Annotated in this window: 18 protein-coding genes; 8 read left to right on the top strand and 10 right to left on the bottom strand. The window is 69.1% G+C overall.

The window, feature by feature from the left end; translation table 11 throughout:
- Positions 1-201 precede the first annotated feature (201 nt).
- A complete protein-coding gene (locus tag AC3WVS_RS28030; protein WP_492321241.1) occupies positions 202-1,437 on the bottom strand; it encodes an acyl-CoA dehydrogenase family protein in 1,236 nt (411 codons plus the stop codon).
- Positions 1,438-1,482: 45 nt separating this feature from the next.
- Positions 1,483-2,637: an acyl-CoA dehydrogenase family protein gene (locus AC3WVS_RS28025; protein WP_492321240.1), complete on the bottom strand. Its 1,155-nt coding sequence runs from the start codon at positions 2,635-2,637 to the stop codon at positions 1,483-1,485.
- Positions 2,638-2,891: 254 nt separating this feature from the next.
- On the opposite strand from AC3WVS_RS28025, the gene AC3WVS_RS28020 reads away from it, so the two are divergent.
- Positions 2,892-4,439 carry an AMP-binding protein gene (locus AC3WVS_RS28020; protein WP_492321239.1) on the top strand — a complete coding sequence of 516 codons (1,548 nt, stop codon included), beginning with the start codon at positions 2,892-2,894 and terminating at the stop codon, positions 4,437-4,439.
- Between the two features lie 155 nt (positions 4,440-4,594).
- Complete coding sequence (locus tag AC3WVS_RS28015) at positions 4,595-7,357, top strand: winged helix-turn-helix domain-containing protein (protein ID WP_492321238.1); 2,763 nt, start codon at positions 4,595-4,597, stop codon at positions 7,355-7,357.
- A gap of 39 nt (positions 7,358-7,396) precedes the next feature.
- On the opposite strand, the gene AC3WVS_RS28010 is transcribed toward AC3WVS_RS28015, so the two are convergent.
- Positions 7,397-8,068 (bottom strand): nitroreductase, encoded by a 672-nt coding sequence (locus AC3WVS_RS28010; protein ID WP_492321237.1) that lies wholly within the window; start codon positions 8,066-8,068, stop codon positions 7,397-7,399.
- 34 nt (positions 8,069-8,102) lie between these two features.
- Positions 8,103-8,978 (bottom strand): crotonase/enoyl-CoA hydratase family protein, encoded by an 876-nt coding sequence (locus tag AC3WVS_RS28005; protein WP_492321236.1) that lies wholly within the window; start codon positions 8,976-8,978, stop codon positions 8,103-8,105.
- Positions 8,979-9,194: 216 nt separating this feature from the next.
- Here AC3WVS_RS28005 and AC3WVS_RS28000 point away from each other — a divergent pair, with 216 nt between their 5' ends.
- The 3 genes from AC3WVS_RS28000 to AC3WVS_RS27990 all read left to right on the top strand — a co-directional run bounded on the left by AC3WVS_RS28000 (position 9,195) and on the right by AC3WVS_RS27990 (position 11,963).
- On the top strand, positions 9,195-10,166 hold the full coding sequence (locus AC3WVS_RS28000; RefSeq protein ID WP_492321235.1) for an NAD(P)H-dependent flavin oxidoreductase: 972 nt from the start codon (positions 9,195-9,197) through the stop codon (positions 10,164-10,166).
- Between the two features lie 4 nt (positions 10,167-10,170).
- Positions 10,171-10,641, top strand: coding sequence for a PaaI family thioesterase (locus tag AC3WVS_RS27995; RefSeq protein WP_492321234.1), 471 nt, complete (start codon positions 10,171-10,173; stop codon positions 10,639-10,641).
- A 146-nt stretch (positions 10,642-10,787) separates the two neighbouring features.
- Entirely contained in the window at positions 10,788-11,963 is a 1,176-nt protein-coding gene (locus tag AC3WVS_RS27990; RefSeq protein ID WP_492321233.1) for an acetyl-CoA C-acetyltransferase, read from the top strand.
- Positions 11,964-12,133: 170 nt separating this feature from the next.
- Here the strand turns inward: AC3WVS_RS27990 and AC3WVS_RS27985 are convergent, their stop codons facing one another.
- The 4 genes from AC3WVS_RS27985 to AC3WVS_RS27970 form a co-directional block, all read right to left on the bottom strand.
- A complete protein-coding gene (locus AC3WVS_RS27985) occupies positions 12,134-12,808 on the bottom strand; it encodes a histidine phosphatase family protein (RefSeq protein ID WP_492321232.1) in 675 nt (224 codons plus the stop codon).
- Between the two features lie 198 nt (positions 12,809-13,006).
- A complete protein-coding gene (locus tag AC3WVS_RS27980; RefSeq protein ID WP_013952396.1) occupies positions 13,007-13,693 on the bottom strand; it encodes a TetR/AcrR family transcriptional regulator in 687 nt (228 codons plus the stop codon).
- Between the two features lie 157 nt (positions 13,694-13,850).
- Positions 13,851-14,585: a VIT1/CCC1 transporter family protein gene (locus AC3WVS_RS27975; protein ID WP_492321231.1), complete on the bottom strand. Its 735-nt coding sequence runs from the start codon at positions 14,583-14,585 to the stop codon at positions 13,851-13,853.
- Positions 14,586-14,608: 23 nt separating this feature from the next.
- Positions 14,609-15,511, bottom strand: coding sequence for a LysR family transcriptional regulator (locus AC3WVS_RS27970; protein WP_492321230.1), 903 nt, complete (start codon positions 15,509-15,511; stop codon positions 14,609-14,611).
- A gap of 98 nt (positions 15,512-15,609) precedes the next feature.
- On the opposite strand from AC3WVS_RS27970, the gene AC3WVS_RS27965 reads away from it, so the two are divergent.
- From AC3WVS_RS27965 to AC3WVS_RS27955, 3 genes are all read left to right on the top strand, one after another.
- On the top strand, positions 15,610-16,251 hold the full coding sequence (locus AC3WVS_RS27965) for a glutathione S-transferase family protein (protein WP_492321229.1): 642 nt from the start codon (positions 15,610-15,612) through the stop codon (positions 16,249-16,251).
- Between the two features lie 54 nt (positions 16,252-16,305).
- Positions 16,306-17,280, top strand: coding sequence for a pyridoxamine 5'-phosphate oxidase family protein (locus tag AC3WVS_RS27960; protein ID WP_492321228.1), 975 nt, complete (start codon positions 16,306-16,308; stop codon positions 17,278-17,280).
- Between the two features lie 135 nt (positions 17,281-17,415).
- Positions 17,416-18,423, top strand: a complete 1,008-nt coding sequence (locus tag AC3WVS_RS27955; protein WP_492321227.1) for a Bug family tripartite tricarboxylate transporter substrate binding protein — start codon at positions 17,416-17,418, stop codon at positions 18,421-18,423.
- Between the two features lie 29 nt (positions 18,424-18,452).
- On the opposite strand, the gene AC3WVS_RS27950 is transcribed toward AC3WVS_RS27955, so the two are convergent.
- Together AC3WVS_RS27950 and AC3WVS_RS27945 are read right to left on the bottom strand one after the other, a co-directional pair.
- The gene (locus AC3WVS_RS27950; protein ID WP_492321226.1) at positions 18,453-18,893 is read right to left on the bottom strand and encodes a hypothetical protein; all 441 of its coding nucleotides are present in this window, start codon (positions 18,891-18,893) and stop codon (positions 18,453-18,455) included.
- Between the two features lie 113 nt (positions 18,894-19,006).
- Positions 19,007-20,602: an exonuclease domain-containing protein gene (locus AC3WVS_RS27945; RefSeq protein WP_492321225.1), complete on the bottom strand. Its 1,596-nt coding sequence runs from the start codon at positions 20,600-20,602 to the stop codon at positions 19,007-19,009.
- Between the last annotated feature and the right edge of the window lie 175 nt (positions 20,603-20,777).

Raw genomic sequence — 20,777 nt, 5'->3', positions numbered from 1 at the left:
GAACGATCCCCAGGGCGTAGGCCGCCTGCTGCCAGCCGTATCGCGGGGACGCCTACGGCTGCTACGCAGGCTCAAAATGCGCTGACGGTCATTGGGCGCTTGCGCGGAGCGCAGCCGAAGGCGTTGATGCGATATCGCCGGCCCAAAAAAAGCAGCCGCACACGGCGGCTGCTCTTGAAACCATCACTGGTACACGAACGCTCAAAGCCCCAGCACGAGCTTGGCAATGATATTGCGCTGGATCTCGTTGGACCCTCCGTAAATCGACGCCTTGCGATAGTTGAAATAGCGCGGCGCGAGCACGGCAGCATATTCAGGCCCGACACGCGGCGCGGCCTCGCGTCCCTGCAAATGAGCCCAAGTGTCCTGCACGAACGGCAATGCCGCCGGGCCTGCAGCTTCCACGGCAAGTTCGCTGGCCGCCTGCAGGGCCTCGGTGCCCGTGAGCTTCAGCATGCTCGACGCAGCCCCGATCGAGGTTCCGGATTCCACGCCTGAGAACACCCGTAACTCAACCGCTTCCAGCGCGGCAGCACGCAGGTGCAGCGCCGCCAGCTTGCGGCGGAAGGCGGGATCGTCCAGCAGGCGGCCACCGTCGTCGGCAGGCTGCTCTGCCGCAATCTCCGCGATCTTCGACAGTTGCTTGCGCAGCATCGGGCTATACGTACCGCCGCGCTCGAACTCCAGCAGGTACTTGGCGTAGGTCCAGCCCTTGCCTTCCTCCCCGATGCGGTTGGCTGCCGGCACGCGCACGTTCTCGAAGAAGACCTGGTTCACTTCCTGCTGCCCGGTCATGGGGCCGTCCAGCGTCGGCAGTGCCGACACCGTGATGCCGGGGGTATGCATGTCGAGCAGCAGGAACGAAATCCCTTCCTGGCGCTTCGATTCGCGGCTGGTGCGCACCAGGCAGAACATCCAGTCGGCCCACTGCGCATGCGTGGTCCAGATCTTGGAGCCGTTCAGGATGTAGTGCTCGCCGTCGCTGTCGGTGCCGTGGTCGGCGCGCATCTGCAGCGAGGCCAGGTCGGAGCCGGAGTTGGGTTCGGAATAGCCCTGGCACCACCACACGTCCGAGCTCAGGATCGGCGGCAGGAAGCGCTGCTTCTGTTCGGGCGTGCCGTACTTCATGATCACCGGCGCCACCATCTTCAGGCCCATCGGCGACACTGGCGGGCAGCCGGCGGCGGCCAGTTCCGACTGGAAGATAAAGCGCTCGGTCGAGCTCCAGCCCGGGCCGCCGTATTCTTTCGGCCAGTTCGGCGCGGCCCAGCCGCGCGCGTGCAGCGCCTTCTGCCAGCGCAGCTGCGCGGCCTTGTCGAGGTAACCGTTCTTGGACTGCGTCATCATCGCGCGCAGGTCGGCGTCATAGGCCTGGGCGATCCAGGCGCGCACGTCTTCACGGAACTGCTGGTCTTGCGGGGAGAAATCGAGATTCATCGACGGGCCTCGCTGGGTATTCGTCTGGGTTCGGGGATGCCGGCTTCAGGCCGCGGCCTGGGCGGGGTAGAGCAGGTCGGCGTAGCGGCGCAGGTGGTGCTCGGCCGAGCCCAGCTGCAGGTCGATCGCGGTGACGCGCTTGAAGTAGTGGCCCACGGCCAGCTCTTCGGTGACGCCCATGCCGCCGTGGATCTGCACCGCCGCCTGGCCGACAAAGGCACCGGCCTGGCCGGCCTGGATCTTGGCCGCGCACGCCGCCTGGGCGCGTGCCTGCGGCGCGCCGGCCGCCTGCATCGCCGCCACCTGGGTCAGCGCCACGGATTGCTCCAGCTGCATGTACATGTCGGCCATGCGGTGCTGCAGCACCTGGAAGGTGCCGATCGGCACGCCGAACTGCTTGCGCTGGCGCGCATAGTCGATGGTGTCGGCCAGCATGCGCGCCATCGCGCCATTGGCTTCGGCGCAGAGCGCGACCATGGCTTCGTCGCACAGCTGTTCGATCAGGGCAAAGGCTTCGCCTTCGGCGCCGATGCGCTGGCTGGCCGGCACCTGCACGTTGTCGAGCAGCACCTCGGCGGCACGCAGGCCGTCGAAGGTCGGGTACTCGCGCAGCGTTACGCCCGGCGTGTCGCGTGCAATCCAGAACAGGCTGATGCCATCCCGGTCGCGGCGCGCGCCGGAGGTGCGGGCGCTGACCACCAGGTGGGTGGCGAACGGCGCGCCGACCACGGCGTGCTTGTGCCCGCTCAGCTTGTAGCCGTTGCCCTGGCGCGTGGCGCTGGCCTGCACGTCGTGGCGGCAGTAGCGGCTGGCGGGTTCGGCGTGGGCCCAGGCGGCGGTGGCTTCGCCGCCGATGATGGCCGGCACCCACTGCGCGGCCAGCTCGGGGCTGCCGTGCATCAGCGCGCCGCCGCCCAGCACCACGGTGCCCAGGTAGGGCTCCAGCGCCAGGTGGCGGCCCAGTTGTTCCATCACGATCATGTGCTCGGCCGCGCCGCCGCCCAGGCCACCACCGAGCGTCTCGGGGTAGGCCGCGCCGAGAATGCCGAGCTCGCGGGCGAATGCGCGCCAGCAGTCCGGGCGCCAGCCCGCGGCGGACTGCACGGCAGCGCGGCGGGCTTCGAAATCATAGTGGTCGGCCAGGTAACGCGCGAGCGTGTCGCGCAGCATCGACTGTTCTTCGCTGAACTGGAAATCCACCTTGGCTCCTTCGGAATGGGGGTGAGGCGTGATTGCGGTAGTCTGGCGGGCATCATCCTGCCAGGCCGCCTAGTGGCGCATCGTCGCATCGGACGAAGCTGTCCCGGCGCGCCCGCGGCCCTGTTTTGCGGCACTGCGGCAAAACGGCGGCGGTGCCGCTTCGTCGCTTCCGACGATGGTTGAACCGGCTGGGGTTCCGAGAATGCGGTACCGGCATCCGCCAACACACCGACACCCTCGAGGAGTCCAACGCCATGCATCCGCACATCCACGCGCAGCGCACACCCGAAAAGCCAGCCGTCATCATGGGTGGCAGCGGCGCAGTCGTCACCTACCGTGAACTGGACGAACGCTCGAACCAGGTCGCCCACCTGTTCCGCAGCCAGGGACTGCAGCCCGGTGACCGCGTGGTGTTCATGGTCGAGAATCATCCGCGCCTGTTCGAACTGTGCTGGGGCGCGCAGCGCAGCGGCATTGTCTATGTCTGCCTGAGCACGCGGCTGAACGTGGCCGATGCCGCCCACATCATCAATGACAGCGGCGCCAGGCTGCTGGTCACCACGCACGCGCAGGCCGAGGTTGCGGCTGCCCTGGTCGGGCAGACGCCGGCCTTGCGCGGCAGGTTGATGCTGGACGGCACCGTGCCGGCCTATGACGCGTACGAGACCGCGCTGGCGCGCTGCCCGGCAACGCGCATCGATGACGAAGTGACCGGCGGCGACATGCTGTATTCGTCCGGCACCACGGGCCGGCCCAAGGGGGTGTATGCGCCGCCGTCGAGCCCGAATATCGACGATCCCACGACCCTGACCAGCCTGTGCCAGCGGCTCTATGGCTTCGATGCCGAGACGCGCTACCTGTCGCCCGCGCCGCTGTACCACGCGGCGCCGCTGCGCTACAACATGACCGTGCAGGCGCTGGGCGGGACTGCGGTGGTGATGGAGCATTTCGATGCCGAGCACTACCTGCAGCTGGTGCAGCAGCACCGCATCACGCATACGCAGCTGGTGCCGACGATGTTCTCGCGCATGCTCAAGCTGCCCGAGGCGCAACGCCAGGCCTATGACGTGTCGTCGCTGCGCGTGGCGATCCACGCGGCCGCGCCGTGCCCGGTGCAGGTCAAGGAAGCCATGATCGCGTGGTGGGGGCCGGTGATCTGGGAGTACTACGCCGGGACGGAGGGCAACGGCGTGACCGTGGTCAGCACGCCGGAGTGGCTGGAGCGCAAGGGCACGGTGGGCCGGGCCATGGTCGGCAAGCTGCGCATCTGCGGGCCGGACGGCGCGCTGCTGCCGCCGGGCGAATCGGGCACGATCTACTTTGCCGAAGGCCGCGACTTTTCGTACCACAACGACGAGGCCAAGACCGCGGAGTCGCGCCACCCGCAGCAGCCTGACTGGAGCACCATCGGCGATGTCGGCTACGTGGATGCGGACGGCTACCTGTACCTGACCGACCGCAAGGCCAACATGATCATCTCGGGCGGCGTCAACATCTACCCGCAGGAGGCCGAGAACCTGCTGATGACGCATCCCAAGGTGATGGACGTGGCCGTGATCGGCGTGCCCAACGAGGACTTCGGCGAAGAGGTCAAGGCCGTGGTGCAGCCGGCCGACATGGGCCAGGCCGGTCCCGAGCTGGCCGCGGAACTGATCGCGTTCTGCCGCGCCAACCTGTCGGCCATCAAGTGCCCGCGCTCGGTCGACTTCGCGTCGGAGCTGCCGCGCCTGCCGACCGGCAAGCTGCTCAAGCGGCTGCTGCGCGACCGCTACTGGGCCGGCCACGCCAGCAAGCTGGTGTAGGCCACTTGCCGCCGCCCGCATTTTCGCGAGTGCGGCGGTTTACGTCATAATCCTCCGTTACATCACAGCCACGGCCGCCCGGCTGCATCCGCAGCGCGGGCGGGCGCATCGCGCGGCCTGCAACGGCAGCGATGTGCGGGAGACGACAACAGCCAATGGCAAGTATCGAGGAGACCGGACGGCGCGCGCCGCCGCCCGCCGGCGCCGCATCGCTGGCGGCCAAACTGCGTCCGCCGCTGCTGACCCCGTTCCAGGTCGAGCGCGCGGCGATCTGCGAGGCCGTGTGCGCGGCCGGTTTCGTCAAGCTTGTGCTGGTGCGTGCACCGGCGGGCTTCGGCAAGACCACGGCCATGCTCCAGTGTCGCGCGCGCCTCGAGGCCGCGGGCGGGCGCACCGCCTGGCTGACGCTGGATCGGTCGGACAATGATGCCTCGCGCTTTCTGGGGTCGGTCGAAGCTGCCATCGCGCAGGGCCTGGGCGGCGGCGGCCCCGGCCGGTCCGCGCACGCGACGCTGGCACAGGATCCCGGCGAGCAGGCGCTCGCGCTGATCGACCGCCTGGCCAGCCATAACGGCGCCTTCACGCTGTTCCTCGATGATTTCGAAGCGATCCAGAACGCCGCCGTGACCGGGCTGGTCTGGCAACTGGTGGAAAGCCTGCCGCCCGGCTGCCGCGTGGTAATCGGCACGCGCTGGGTGCCGGAATCCGGCCTGGGCCGCCTGCGCGCGCGCGGCGAGCTGCTTGAGATCGAACCCGCGCAGCTGCGTTTTTCCGCCAGCGAAACCGCATCCTTCCTGCGCCATGCGCGCGGGCTGAAGCTGGAGCAGGCGGCCATCAGCGCGCTGCACCGGCGTACCGAGGGCTGGGCCACTGCCTTGTGGCTGGCGTCGGTCGCGCTGGAGCGGCGCAGCCAGCCAGAGGGTTTTATCGCCGGCTTCTCCGGCTCCAACGCGGCGATTGCCGACTACCTGGTCGAAGACGTATTCCTGCACCTGCCCGAGGCGGTGCGCGACTTCCTGCTGCGCACCTCGATCCTGGACCAGTTGTGCGGGCCGCTGTGCGACGCCGTGTGCGAGCCCGCGACAGCTGGCAGCAGCGACGAGATCCTGGCCTGGCTGGAGCGCGCCAACCTGTTCCTGCTGCCGCTGGAGAGCGAACGCTATGGCGAGCGTGGCTCCGGTGCGGCATCGGAGCAGTGGTACCGCTATCACAGCCTCTTTTCCGGCTTCCTGCGCGGCCAGCTGGCGCAGGCCATGCCTGACGCCGTGCCGCAGCTGCACCTGTCGGCATCGCGCTGGTATGAGTCGCAGGGGCGCCCGGTGCCCGCCATCGAGCATGCCTTCGCGGCCGGTGCGCTGGCGCGCGCGCTGCCGTTGCTGGACGGCGCCGCGGACGACCTGCTGGCGCAGGGCCGCATGCGCCTGCTGACGCGCTGGCTGGAGGCGGTGCCGGCGGAAGAACTGGCGCGCTGGCCCAAGCTGCAGATCGCGCGCGTGTGGGCGGTGTCGTTCACGCGCGGCCCGGCCGAAGCCATCGCCCTGCTGCAGCAGATCCCCACCGAGGGCGCGGCCGGCGACCTGCTGGCGCATATCCGCGCGCTGCGCCACATGCTGCTGAACATGATGGACCGCTTCGACGATGCGCGCGCCTTCGCCCGCAATGAGCTGCCGCCGTTGCCGATGGGCTATGCCTTCCCCGATGCGATCCTGGGCACGTCGATGGCGCGCCTGGCTGCAGTCGCCGGCGACTACCCGGAGGCACGCCGGCTGCTGCAGGTGGCGCGGCACGCGGTGCGCGGCTCGGACAGCAATTTCAACAAGATTTTCTCGGAATCGGTCGAAGGGCTGATCGACCTGCGCCAGGGGCGGCTGCAGCAGGCCCTGGCACGGTTCCGCATCGCCGCCAGCACGATGCTGCCGAACCGCTTCGGGCCCACCAACGGCAATGCCATGGCCGGCATCCTGCTGGCCGAAGGCCTGTACGAGAGCGGCGATTCCGAGCGCGCCAGCCGATTGCTCAACGTCTACCTGCCGCTGTCGCGCGACCTCGGGCTGCCGGACCAGATCATCACCGGGCACACGGTGCTGGCCCGCATTGCCTTCGAGCGCGGCGAAGCCGACCAGGCGCATGAATGGCTGGCGCAACTGGAAGCGCTGGGGCACCACCGCGGGCTGACGCGGCTGGTGATGGCGGCAATGCTGGAGCGCGCACGGCTGGCACTGCGCCAGGGCAATGTCCACGCGGCGCAGGAGGCGATCGAACGCGCCGCCGATCCGGCGCTGTGGCGCACGCGGCCCGGGGTCAGCTCCTTTGCCAGCGATGTCGAGGACATCACCCTTGGCCGGCTGCGGCTGGACCTGTATGCGCGCCCGGGCACGCCGGTGCGCGAGGCCATCGAGCGCGAGCTGGCGGCTGCCGCCGGCAACCAGCTGATGCGCCGCGCGCTCAAGCTGCGCATCCTGCTGGCGCAGGCGTGCCAGCGCACCGGCGACGGCGCGCACGCGCTGGTGGTGATGGGCGAGGCGCTGCGTTTCGGCGCTGCCGAAGGCTTTGTCCGCATCTTTACCGACGAGGGCGACGATGTGCGCAGGCTGGTGGCCGATGCCTGCTCGCGCCAGTCGGCCAGCCTGCCTGCCCCCTATGTGGAAAAGCTGCTGCAGGCCTGCGGCCAGGCCGGGGGCGAGCAGGCCGCTGGTGCCGGCCGGCCGGCGCCGGCCGCGCTGGTGGAGCCGCTGACGCCCAAGGAGCAGAAGGTGCTGCACCTGCTGGCCGAGGGCTATTCCAATGTGGCCATGGCCGAGCGCCTGTTCGTGTCCGAAACCACGGTGCGCACGCACCTGCGCAATATCAGCGCCAAGCTGCACGCCAGCAACCGCACCCAGGCGGTGGCCATCGCACGCCAGCTCGGGCTGCTCTGAGGCCGCGCGCGCAGGCCAGCCCGCGCGCGCGGTTGCGGCTCAGATGCCCATGAACTCCGTGAATTCCTCCAGCGGCGCGCGCACGGCATGCAGCTGGTTGGCGGGCGCCTCGGGATCCTCGTAGCCGATTGCCATGCCGGTGAACAGCATCCGTTCGGCAGGCAGCGACAGGAACTTGCCAATGGTCTGCGGGTACATCGCCCAGCATTCCTGCGCGCAGCTGTCCAGGCCTTCTTCACGCAGCAGCAGCATCACGGTCTGCAGGTACATGCCCAGGTCAGACCATTGCGGCGGGCCCATGCGGCGGTCCACGGTGCAGAACAGTGCCAGCGGCGCGCCGAAGAAGGTGAAGTTGTTGGCAAACTGCGCCAGCCGCCGCGCCTTGTCCTCGCGCGGGATGCCGAGGTAGTGGTAGAGCGCCTCGCCCACCTGGAAGCGGCGGTCGCGGTAGGGCGAGACCAGCTCGCGCGGGTAGATGTCGTACTCGCGCTCTTCACCCGCGGGCGCCTGGGCGATGCGCTCGCGCATGATGGCGCGCAGCCCCTCCAGGGCTTCGCCGCCGACGACATGGATATGCCAGGGCTGCAGGTTGCCCCCGGAGGGCGCGCGCGCGGCGGCGTCGAGCACGCGGCGGATGGTGTCGGGCGCAACAGCCCGGGGCAGGAAGCCGCGGACGGACTTGCGGCTGGCGACGGCTTGGCTGACTTTCATGCGTATTCCGGAAAAGTTGATCGACGGGCGCGCTTCAGATGAAGGGCGGCTCGCTGGTCCAGTCGAAGAAGTCCGGCATGTCGTGCGACACGGTTTCCGGGAAGGCGGCGGGACGCTTCTCCAGAAAGGCGCTGACGCCTTCCTTCACGTCGGCGGAGCGCCCGCGCGACTGGATCGCGCGGCTGTCGAGCTTGTGCGCTTCCATCGGGTGGCTGGCGCCGGCCATGCGCCAGATCAGCTGGCGCGAGATCGCTACCGAAACCGGCGCGGCATTGGCGGCGATCTCGCGGGCAATGGCCTGGGCGGCAGGCAGCAGGTCTTCGGGCGCGTGCAGCGAGCGCACCAGGCCGCGCTCATGCGCTTCCTGGGCCGAGAACACGCGGCCGGTATAGCACCATTCCAGCGCGGTCGAGATGCCGACCACGCGCGACAGGAACCACGACGACGCCGCTTCGGGCGTGATGCCCCGGCGCGCAAAGACAAAGCCGAACTTGGCGTCGGTCGATGCCAGCCGGATATCCATCGGCAGCTGCATGGTCACGCCCACGCCGACCGCGGCGCCGTTGACCGCGGCGATCACCGGCTTGAGGCTGCGGAAGATGCGCAGCGAGACGCGCCCGCCGCCGTCGCGGTGCGCGCTGTCGGGGCTGGCGCCATAGCGCTTCTCGAAGTCGAAGGTGGAACTGCCGCCGGACAGGTCGGCGCCGGCGCAGAAGGCCCGGCCCGAGCCCGTGACGATCACGGCGCGCACGTTGTCGTCGGCATCGGTGGCGTCGAACGCGGCGATCAGCTCATGCATCATCTGCGCGGTGAACGCATTGAGCTGGTCCGGGCGGTGCAGGGTGATGGTGGCGACACCGTCTGCAACGGCGTAGCGCAGGGTTTGGAACGAAGGCGTGGCTTGCGTCATGGGGGGCTCCTGCCGGGATTGCTGCAAACAAGGGGGGAAGGGTGCCGGGGCGGGGCGCCGGCACGGGGCTCGGTCAACACTAGTGCAGAATGCGCCGCCCGCAATCGTCGCTTCCGACGAGGCTCGGAATTGGCACCTGGCCGTAGACTGATCCCGATCAAGCGGCAGGGCCGGCACTACCGCGCGCCTGCCGGCGCAGACAGCAAAGGGACAACCATGAAGACACGAATTACCGAACTGCTTGGCATCCGCTACCCGATCATCCAGGGTGGCATGCAATGGGTTGGCTACGCCGAGATGGCCTCGGCCGTTTCCAACGCCGGCGGGCTGGGCATCCTCACGGCGCTGACGCAAGCCACGCCCGAGGACCTGGCCGAAGAGATCCGCCGCTGCCGCGAGATGACCGACAAGCCGTTCGGCGTGAACCTGACCCTGCTGCCGTCGATCAACCCGCCGCCGTACGCGCGCTACCTCGACGTCATCATCGAGAGCGGCGTCAAGGTGCTGGAAACCGCCGGCAACAACCCCAAGGAACATATCGCGCGCGCCAAGGCCGCCGGCATCAAGGTGATCCACAAGTGCGTGGCGGTGCGCCATGCGCTGTCGGCCGAGCGCCTGGGCGTGGACGCGGTGTCGATCGACGGCTTCGAGTGCGCCGGCCACCCCGGCGAGGACGACGTGCCCGGCATGGTGCTGATCCCGCAGGCGGTGCGCAAGCTGTCGATCCCGGTGATCGCCTCCGGCGGCATCGCCGACGGGCGCGGCATGGCGGCGGCGCTGGTGCTGGGCGCCGAGGGCGTCAACATGGGTACGCGCTTCTGCGCCACGCGCGAGGCGCCGATCCACGACAACGTCAAGCAGGCGCTGGTGCAGGCCAGCGAGCGCGACACCAACCTGATCTTCCGCACGCTGCACAACACCGCGCGCGTGCTCAAGAACGCCGTGTCGGACGAGGTGGTGAGCATTGAGCGCCGCCCGGGCGGCGCGCAGTTCGAGGACGTCAAGCACCTGGTCGCCGGCGTGCGCGGCAAGGCGGCGCTCAAGGCGGGCGAGACCGACGGCGGCATCATCAGCGCCGGCCAGTGCGTGGGCCTGATCGACGACGTGCCCAGCTGCGAGGAGCTGATCACGCGCATGGTGGCCGATTGCCGCGAGCACCTCAGCGTGGCCTCGCGCTTCTTTGCCTGACGCCATGGCCGAGGCTGAAATCGAGGCGGCGATGACCCGGGCCATCGCCGCGCCGGGCGAAGCTGCCGGCGGGGACGTGCCGGAGGGCTTCGTCCCGGTGCGCCGCATGAGCGGCTACATGGCGGGCTTTGGCCAGCTCTACCTGCATGCCGGGCGCCGCACGCTGGCGGTGCGCATTGACGAGAGCCACCTGAACAACCTGGGCATCCCGCACGGCGGCATGCTGGCGACGCTGGCCGATACCGCCATCGGCATGATGATGTCGCTGGAAACCGGGCGCTCCAAAAGCGCGGTGACCGTCAACCTGAGCCTGGACTACCTGGATTCCGCGCGCCTGGGCGACTGGGTCGAGGCCCGCGTGGAGTTCGACAAGCTCGGCTCGCGCCTGCGCTACGGCACCTGCCGGCTGGTCAGCGGCGAGCGCTGCCTGCTGCGCGCGACCGCGATCTTTGCGGTGCTGGCGCCGCGCACCTGAGGCCTGCGGCAAACTTCGTCGCTTCCGACGACGCTTGCCACTGCCCGCAGCGCAACAATGCAAAGCGACACTGCCGGCGCCAGATGCCGGCACTCCGGACAACACCATGGCTGCCCCGGCAGCCTGCACCGAACCAAGGAGATCACATGGCAGAGGCATATATCGTTGCGGCGGTCCGTACCGCCGGCGGCCGCAAGGGCGGCAAGCTGTCGGGCTGGCATCCGGCCGACCTGGCCGCACAGGTGCTGGACGCGCTGGTGGAACGCACCGGTGCCGACCCGGCGCTGGTCGAAGACGTCATCATGGGCTGCGTGAGCCAGGTCGGCGAGCAGGCCGGCAACGTGGCGCGCAATGCCATCCTGGCCTCGCGCCTGCCTGAAAGCGTGCCCGGCACCTCGGTGGACCGCCAGTGCGGTTCGTCGCAGCAGGCACTGCACTTTGCCGCGCAGGCAGTGATGTCGGGCGCGATGGACATCGTCATCGCTGCCGGCGTGGAAAGCATGACGCGCGTGCCGATGGGCCTGTCGTCGCAGCTGCCGGCCAAGAACGGTTTCGGCGTGCCCAAGAGCCCCGGTGTCGAGGCGCGCTACCCCGGCGTGCAGTTCAGCCAGTTCACCGGCGCCGAGATGATCGCGCGCAAGTATGACCTGTCGCGCGAGCAGCTGGATGCCTACGCCCTGCAGAGCCACCAGCGCGCCATCGCCGCCACCAAGGCGGGCCGCTTCACTGCCGAAATCCTGCCGGTGGAAGTGCGCACGGCCGACGGTGCCAATGGTGAAATGCACACCACTGACGAAGGCATCCGCTATGACGCCACGCTGGAAAGCATCGGCAGCGTCAAGCTGATCGCCGAAGGCGGCCGCGTGACGGCTGCCTCAGCCAGCCAGATCTGCGATGGCGCCGCCGGCCTGATGGTGGTCAACGAGGCCGGACTGAAGAAGCTCGGCGTCAAGCCGCTGGCGCGCGTGCACACCATGACGGTGATCGGGCATGATCCGGTGGTGATGCTGGAAGCGCCGCTGCCGGCCACGGAGGTCGCGCTGAAGAAGGCGGGCCTGCGCATCGGCGATATCGACCTGTTCGAAGTCAACGAAGCCTTCGCCCCGGTGCCGCTGGCCTGGCTGAAGGCCACCGGCGCCGATCCGGCGCGCCTGAACGTGCATGGCGGCGCGATCGCGCTGGGCCATCCGCTGGGCGGCTCGGGCGCCAAGCTGATGACCACGCTGGTGCATGCGCTGCATACGCACGGCAAGCGCTACGGCCTGCAGACGATGTGCGAAGGCGGCGGGCTGGCCAACGTGACCATTGTCGAGCGCCTGTAAAGCTGTGAGACTCGCTGCGCGCCGCACAGGCACGCAGCGCATGAATTGCAGCAGCAAGGAGTGGTAAAGGGAGAAGGACCGGCGGCGCGGGCATGTCAGCGTGCCCGCGCCGGCAGCCGGAAAAAAGGCCGCGATATTCGCGGCTTTTTTTGTTTACGGTGTGTCGCGCGTCAGGCGAACGTCACTGCGCTGCGCCGGTCGGCGCGTTCCAGGTGCGGCACGTTGTTGAAGCTCAGCAGCCGCTGCACGCCGCGGCCGACGATGATCTCGCAGAACGCCGTGTTGCGGAACTGCAGGTTCATCTCGATGGCGGCCTGGGCCGGTGCGCCAAGCAGGTCGGCCGTGGCGCGGCCGATGGCGCCACCGGAGCTCACCACCAGGATGGCATCCTCGCGCGTCGTGCCTTCGCTTGCGTGCGCGAGGGCGCCGTTAATGCGGGCGCCGAAATCGGCCCAGCTCTCGGGCATCTCGGCCAGCCCGTCCTGGGTCCATGCCGCGTAGGCGGCGCGGAAGGTGCGCCAGTAATCGTTGTAGTCGCCGTTCTGGTGTGCGCGGTGGTCGGCGCCGCCGGTGTGGCAACGGTACAGCGCCTCGCCGTCGTATTCGTTCAGGCCCGGGTGCGAGACGATCGCCGCCTGCGGCTGACCCATGCCGGCCAGGATCTCGCTGGCGGTGTCCTGCTGGCGCACCAGCGTGCCGGCTACCACGCGGCTGAAGCTGACGCCGCGCTCCTGGAAATACTCGCCCAGCCAGCGCGCCTGCTGGCGGCCGGTCGGCGACAGGCAGTCGTAGTTGGCGGCGCCAAACGAGGCTTGTCCGTGCCGGACGAGGAAAAGCGTGGCCATGAGCGGTCCCGGTGAACGTTGAGGCGGATAGGGCTGCGCCCGGCGCGCCGTTTCGCGGCAGGCCGGGGGCGCCGGGCACGGAACCCGGCGTGGGCACATTCTAGGGAGGTCCGGCGCGCCAGCCAAGCAAGCGCTGCGCAATTCATGGCAGCCATGGCCTGGCTGCATTACCGCGGCTGGCGCGGGCCGGTCGTGTGCTCAGGCCGGCTCTGCGCAGGTGATGCCGAGATAGCCGGCCATCAGGCGGTTGAGTTCCGGGATCATCTGTTCGTCGTCGAGGTGCAGCGGGCCGGAATCATTGAGCACGGCATTGACCAGCACACTGAACACCGCCTGCATGGCAAAGCGCACGCGCAGCTCGGCGGTCTCGGCAGGCATCGCCAGCCGCGGCACCAGCAACTGCACCATGCGCTCCACGATGGCTTCGCCGCTCTGGCGGTGGGGCACCCATTCCTCGGGCCGCGTGGACGCATGCCGCAGCGACGCGCGGATCACGCCGCGGTTGGCCAGGGTGCCGAGCACCATGAAGCGCGCGGCCTTTTCCAGCAGTACCGGTGTCGGCACGTCCTCCCAGCGCTCCTGCGCCAGGTAGCGCTCGGTCGACGCTGCGGTTTCTTCCATCACCAGCGCGCGCAAGGCCTCGAAATAGGCCATCTTGTCGCGGAAGCGCCCATAGAAGGCACCCACCGACACCTGGCACGCCGCGGCGATCTGCGCCACGGAAACCGCGGCAAAGTCACGCGAGGCAAGCAGTTCCCGGCCCGCGCCCAGCAAGGCTTGTTCGGTCTCGCGCGCACGGCGCTGGCGCGGCGGCTGCAGGATCGAGGGCGTATCGATACGGGGAAAGGAGGCGTTGGCGGTGAAGCCGGATTGGGTCGCTGACATGGGCACTCCGTATTCGAATTCGGATTCGATTTTGAAAATACCGGTGCGTGCCACGACGCGTCAAGGATTTTGTCGGGTGGCAGCCCGGCGTGACGGGTGGGTGGGCTGCGCCGGAGGTGGCGTTGCGGCGCGCATGCGCCGCTTGCCTCGGCGCGGGTCAGAGCGAGCCGAACACGGTGCCCAGTCCGTAGGTGAAGGCTGCCGCCATGCCCCCGATCAGCACCTGCCGCAGCGCCGAGAACCATCCCGGGCGGCCATTGAACGACGAGGTGCCCCAGCCCACCAGGCCAAGGCCGGCCAGGCACGCGACGATGCTGCCGAGTTGCGCCGATGGCCCTGCGGTCACGAGGAATGGCAGCAACGGCACCAGCGCACCGCTGCTGTACAGCACGAAGGAAATCACCGCTGCCTGCACCGGGTTGCCGCCGCGCTCCTGCGGGTTGATGCCCAGCACTTCGCGCGCAAAGGTGTCCAGGGCCGCGCGCGGGTTGCGCATGATCTCGTCGGCGGCGCGCTCGGCATCGGCCGGCAGCACGCCCTTGCCCTCGATCACCGTGACCAGCCGCTGCCGGGCCCGGGTGGCATCATGCGCGAGCTCGTGCGCCATGTCGCGCAGGCGCTTGTTGTTCATCTCGCGGCTGTTGGTCACCGACAGCCATTCGCCCAGCGCCATCGAGCAAGCGCCCGCCGCCAGGCCCGCCAGCCCGGCCAGGATGACGGCCTCGCGCGAGGCCGCCGCGCCCTCCAGGCCCATCACCAGGCAGAAGCTGGACACCAGCCCGTCGTTGACGCCCAGCACGGCTGCGCGCAAGGCGTTGCCGCTCGGTCGATGGATCAGGCGCCGCACGCGGGAGCCGAAGCCGGTTGGAGTGGGGGCGCTCGACAGGGGCATGGTCTTTTGGCGATGGAACGTTGTCAGTTGAAGCGCGGGCCCAGGTCATCCCGCATCCATTCGATAAAGGCGCGCGTGCGTGCCGGCAACAGCCGTGCATGGGGATAGATCAGCGACAGCGGCCATGCCGGCTGCTCGAAATCCTGCAGCACGATGCGCAGTTTGCGTGCTTCGACCAGTTGCGCGACCTGGTAGGACAGGAAGTGGCCGAAGCCCGCGCCTTCGGCACAGGCAGCCACGGCGGGCGCGGTCTGGTTGAATTCCAGGTTGCCGCTGACCTGCACGTGGAACTCCCGGCCGGCTTCCTGGAAGGTCCACCAGTGCGCGTGGTTGCCGGTGAAGCGCACGCAGTTGGCGCTGGCCAGTTCCTCGGGATGGCGTGGCACGCCGTGCTTGCGCAGGTAGGCGGGCGTGGCCACCACCACGCGGCGGATGCTGCCGACGGTCTGCGCCACCAGCGTGGAATCAGCCAGCGGGCCGATGCGCACGCCCACGTCCAGGTCTTCTTCAAGCAGGTTCACCACGCGGTCGGTGAACTCCATGCGGCAGCGCACGCGCGGATAGCGCTGCACGAAACGCGTGACCGCCGGCGCCACATACATCTGGCCGAACAGCACCGAGGCGGTCAGCGTGAGCTGGCCGCTGGGTTCGACATGGCTGGCGGTCAGGCCGGCCTCGACCTCGTCGATGGTGGCCAGGATGCGCCGGCAGCTGTCCAGGTAGCTGCGCCCCTCGCCGGTCAGCGACAGCCGCCGCGTGGTGCGGTTGAGCAGCCGGACCTGCAACTCGGATTCCAGTGCCGCCAGCGTGCGCACCACCGCCGGCAACGAGGTATGCAGCGTCGTCGCGGCTGCCGTCAGGCTGCCCTCGTCGACGATCCGCACAAAGGTCTGCATCGCGCGTAGCTTGTCCATGGCGCCACACATTACTCCATTCTTTGGAGTAGTCAAATATCAATTGCCCTATTTATTGCAACGGCTTCGGCGCCCAGAATCCGGCTATCCCAACCGTTGAGGAGAGTGCCATGCAAGAAACCAATCGCCCCGCCAAGCCGCTGGTGCTGTACCGCTCGCCGGTGTCCGGCCACGCCCATCGCGCAGAACTGTTCCTGGGGCTGCTGGGCTTGCCCTGCCGGCTGGTGGACGTCGACCTGCGCGGCGGCGAGCAGCGCAGCGAGGCCTTCCTGCGCCTGAACCCGTTCGGCCAGGTGCCGGTGCTGGATGACGACGGCGTGATCGTCGGCGATTCCAACGCCATCCTGGTCTACCTGGCCACGCGCTATGACCACGGCCGCTGGCTGCCGCGCGACCCGGTGGGCGCGGCGCGCGTGCAGCGCTGGCTGTCGGTGGCCGCCGGCGACATTGCCTTCGGGCCGGCGGCGGCGCGCCTGGGCGTGCTGTTCGGCAGGCCGGTGGCGATGGACGATGCCGTCACCCGCGCGCAGCGGCTGTTCACGCTGATGGAAACCCTGCTCGCCGGGCAGCCGTTCCTGGCGGCCGACCATGCCACCATCGCCGACGTTGCCGCCTACAGCTATATCGCCCGCGCCGAGGAAGGCAACGTGCCGCTGGTGCCGTACCCCGCGCTGAACGCCTGGCTGCGCCGCATCGAAGCCTTGCCCGGCTTCGTGCCGATGCTGGTGTCGAAGGTCGGCCTGGCGGCGTAGCGCCTGCCGGACCCGCGTATCGCCAATCGATCCGACAAGGAAAAGGAGCTAGTCATGGATCTGCCCACATGGCCGCACGCCGGCCTGCCATTCCACGCCGGCGAACTGGCCGCCCAGGAGCGCGCCGGCAAGCGCGAACGCATGGCCGCGTCCGGCCCGCGGGTGATCCGTGGCGAGATGCCGGAGCAGCACCGCACGTTCTTTGCGCAGCTGCCGTTCCTGCTGGTTGGCGCCGTCGATGCCGACGGGCAGCCCTGGGCCACGATGCTGGCCGGGACGCCGGGGTTTGCGCATACGCCCGACGCCACCCACCTGCGTATCGACGCCGTGCCGCTGCCCGGCGACCCGGCGGCCCCGGCGCTGGCGCAGGGCGCGCGCATCGGCCTGCTCGGGATCGAGCTGCCTACGCGCCGGCGCAACCGCATGAACGGGGTCATCGTGGCGCGCGACGAGGGCGGGATGACGGTCGAGGTCGAGCAGAGCTTTGGCAACTGCCCGCGCTATATCCAGTTGCGCGACGTGAGCCTGGCCGAGCCGGCGCCCGCGCCGCCCGCCTGGCACGGCGACGCGCTGGACGAGCAGGCGGTGGCCTGGCTGCGCGGCGCCGATACCCTGTTCATCGCCACCAGCCACACCGCATCGCCGCAGGACGAGGGCGAGCACACCGGCGGCGCCGATGTCTCGCACCGCGGCGGCAAGCCTGGCTTTATCCGCGTCGACGAGGCCGGCACGCTGACGTTCCCGGACTTCAACGGCAACAACTTCTTCAATACGGTCGGCAACCTGCTGGCCAATCCGCGAGCCGGGATCGTGGTGCCGGATTTCGTCGATGGCTCGCTGCTGCATGTGGGCGGGCGCGCCGAGGTGATCTGGGAGGGCGATGAACTGGCGTCATACGCCGGCGCCGAACGGCTGGTGCGGCTGCATGTCGAGCGCGTGGTGCGGCGTGCGGCGGTATTGCCGCTGCGTTTCGGTTTTCGCGAATACTCGCCGGTGCTGGCGGACACGGGCGCGTGGCCGGTGCGTTGAGTCCGGTAGTCCGGGAGATTGTCATAAAAATGACATCAAAAAGTCACAAAAGAGTCACAATGGCGGCTGGCGATTGTCCGTAGCACCCGGAACCAGGGCGCTGGCGGGCAGCCCTGTATCAAGGAGAAATCAACCGTGGACAAGACGAAGAACAAGCCGCAAGCCCGCCGGGACATCCTGAAACACGCACTGCAGGCCCTGGCCGCCGCGCCGCTGGCGCTGGCGGCGGGGGCCGCGCAGGCGGCCTGGCCGGAAAAGCCGATCCGGCTGGTGGTGGCATTCCCGCCCGGCGGCCCGGTCGACACGCACGCGCGCCTGCTGGCCGAAAAGCTGCAGCCGATCCTGGGCCAGACCATCGTGATCGACTACAAGGCCGGCGCCGCCGGCAATATCGGCTCGGACAACGTCGCCAAGTCCGCGCCCGACGGCTACACGCTGCTGCTGGCCAACACCGGGCAGATGGCCATCAACAACTCGCTCTATCCCAAGCTGCCCTACAGCATGCCGAAGGACTTCGCGCCGGTGGCACGCACGGCGCTGATCCCGCTGGTGATGGTGGTCAACAACAACGTGCCGGCGCGCGACCTGAAGGCGTTCATCAGCTATGCCAAGGCCAACCCGGGCAAGCTGAACTTTGCCTCGGGCGGCAATGGCGGCATCTCGCACCTGATGCCGGAAATGTTCAAGCAGGCTTCGGGCACGTTCATCGTCCATATCCCGTACAAGGGCAGCTCGCCGGCGCTGACCGACGTGATGGGCGGCCAGGCGCAGATGATGGCCGACTCGATCCCGCTGTTCACGCAGTACATCAAGGCGGGCAAGGTGCGTGCGCTGGCGGTGACCTCGCCGCAGCGCTCTCCCGCGCTGCCGGATGTGCCGACGATGCAGGAAGCCGGGCTGAAGGGCTTCGAGGTGGTTGGCTTCTACGGCATGCTGGCGCCGGCGGGCACGCCCAGGGACGTGGTCTCACGCCTGTCCGGTGCCTTGCGCACGGTGCTGGCCGACCCCGACACCAAGGCGAAGCTCGAGCAGCAGGGTGCCGAGCCCGCGTGGCAGTCGCCGGAGGCATTTGCCGCCACGATCACGGCCGAGCAGAAGCGCTGGGGGCAGGCAGTGAAGGCGTCGGGCGCAAGTATCGACTGAGCCGGGCTGGTACCCGCGGGTGCCGTGGCTCAGCTGCGGCCCCGATATTTCAGGCTGGCGCAGTGGCCGACGAGCGCGGTGATGCAGCAGGCATCGCCGCGCCATTCGCCGCCGATGACGATGCCGTCCTGGCCGGTCACCAGCTTGCGCTGGCATTGGCCCGGCACCGGCGTGCGCTCCATGCCGGCATCGCGCGGGCCGCTGCCCGGGGCGCGCGCGGGCGCAACCGAATCGTTCCAGACATAGGCCGTGCCGGAGGGCAGGGCCTGCACCGCTTGCGGCGGACCCCACTGGCGCTTCGCCTCATCGACGGGGACGTTTTTCCAGGAATCGAAGACGTCCTGCATGGCGCTGGCCTCCAGGCCGGCGCAGGCACCGGTGATGGCAGCCGCCCACAAGACGGCCAGGTTTGCACGCACGCTGACGGCGCCGCGGGCCGTTTCGGCCGGAAGGATTGGGTTGGCTGGCATGTAGGCTCCGCATCGGCGCAGCCGGCTGCAAGGGCCGGCCTGTGCAGGCTAGCGGAGCCGCGTGCCTCGCTGCAAGCGTGCTCTGCGCGATGACGCACAGAGCGTGGCCGGCTTCAGTCGGAGAACAGGCCCAAGGGGTGCTGTGCGGCAGCCGGCGGCGCCTTGCGGGCGGTCTGCCCGCCCGGGATGCGTGCCGGGCGTGGCGCCTCGGCGGGGGCCTCGGGGGCGGTCAGCGTGAACGGCCTGTGCACGGACAGCGGCACCGCCTGCGGCATCCATTGCGCCAGCCGCGGCGCGAGGATCTGGTATGTATCGAGGTCGAAATGCGCTGGTGCTGCCGCCAGCGCCTGCGCTTCTTCCAGTGTGGCTGCGCAGCCCAGGTAGCACCAGTCGTCGGCGACATGCCACCAGGTGCGTCCGTCGTGCTGCTCGCGCCAGGCGGCCGGGCCATCGAAGGGCCAGGGTATCAGCGCGATCGGCGCCAGCGCGGCGGCCAGCCGGGCGCGGTGCGCGCCCGACGGCTCGGCGCCGACGCAGGCACCGGCGCAGCGATGGACCTGGCGCGCAAAGCAGGGGCTGCCACGGCGGGTGGTTTTCTCCAGCGACAGCGTTGCCAGGCACAGGCCGTGTTCCTGCGCCAGTGCGCGCAAGCGAGCCTCGGCCGCGCCGCGGCTGCCGAACACGCCGAACAGGTCTCGATGCCGGCAGAAATCCGTATCTCGATCCGAGCGCAGGCGTGGCACCGGCAACTGCTGCGGCAGTTCCCAGGCATAGAGCCGGGCATTGCAGCGCAGCAGCTGGTTGTGCACCGGCTGCATCGCCTTGACCAGCCGGGCTTCCAGCAGCAGCGCGCCGGTCTCGCCGCCGGTCTCGCGCCATTCCACACGGCGTACCAGCCGGGCCAGCCGCATGTCCTTGCCGTACCGGTAGTCGCCGGAGAAGTGGGCGCCGATCCGTTGGCGCAGGTGCACGCTCTTGCCGACATAGAGTGGCACGTCCTGGTCGCCGTAGAAGATATAGACACCGGGCGCCGCCGGCACGTCTTCCAGCGCGGTTTCGTCCAGGCCGGCCGGCAGGCTGGCCCGCCGCACCAGCGTGCGCACGGCTGATTCCACCAGGTCGACGGAATACGTGGCATGGATCTTCTGCCAGAACTGCCACAGCAGCTCGGCATCGGCCAGCGCGCGGTGGCGGCCCTTGGGCGTCAGGCCGAAGCGCGCGATCAGCGCATCCAGGCCGTGGCGTTCCACGGACGGGAACAGCGAGCGCGACAGTCTTACCGTGCACAGCACGTCGGCCCGGAAGGTCACGCCGGCACGCCGGAAGGCGTTCTTCAGGAAGCCATAGTCGAAGCGCGCGTTGTGCGCCACGAACAAGCGGCCTTGCAGGCGTTCTGCAAGCGATTCCGCCAGTGACTCGAAGCTCGGCTGGCCGCGCACCATCTCTTCGGTAATGCCAGTCATGCGCTGGATGAACGGCGGGATCGACATGCCGGGGTCGAGCAGGGTGTCCCATTCAATGATGCCGTCCGGGCCGACTTCGACCACGCCGATCTCGGTAATGCGGTCGCGCTGGGCGTCCGCGCCGGTGGTCTCCAGGTCGACAAAGACAATAGGGCGCGACAGCGCCGCGGCGAGAGCTTGGGCGTCGAGCAGGCGCGCCCCTTCCGATGGCAGGTGCGACGGCAGGTAGGTAGGCATGTCAGGCATCTGCCGATTCTAAGGGGGCGCTGATGGTGGCACGAAGAAGTTTTCAAAAACCCCTTGCCAACCCCGCTGCGGTCACTTAATATTCGCCCCCTCGCAATACAACGCAGCGCTGCAAAGCAGACGCAGCAAGGGTTGCGGGGTCGACCGGGATGGTTGGCGCAGCGAAGTTGGCGCG

It is taken from the genome of Cupriavidus sp. CPT47-8839-RL05A (assembly GCF_058792255.1).
The sequence above is the reverse complement of the archived record's forward strand: the minus strand, read 5'-3'. Positions and strand labels throughout refer to the sequence as shown.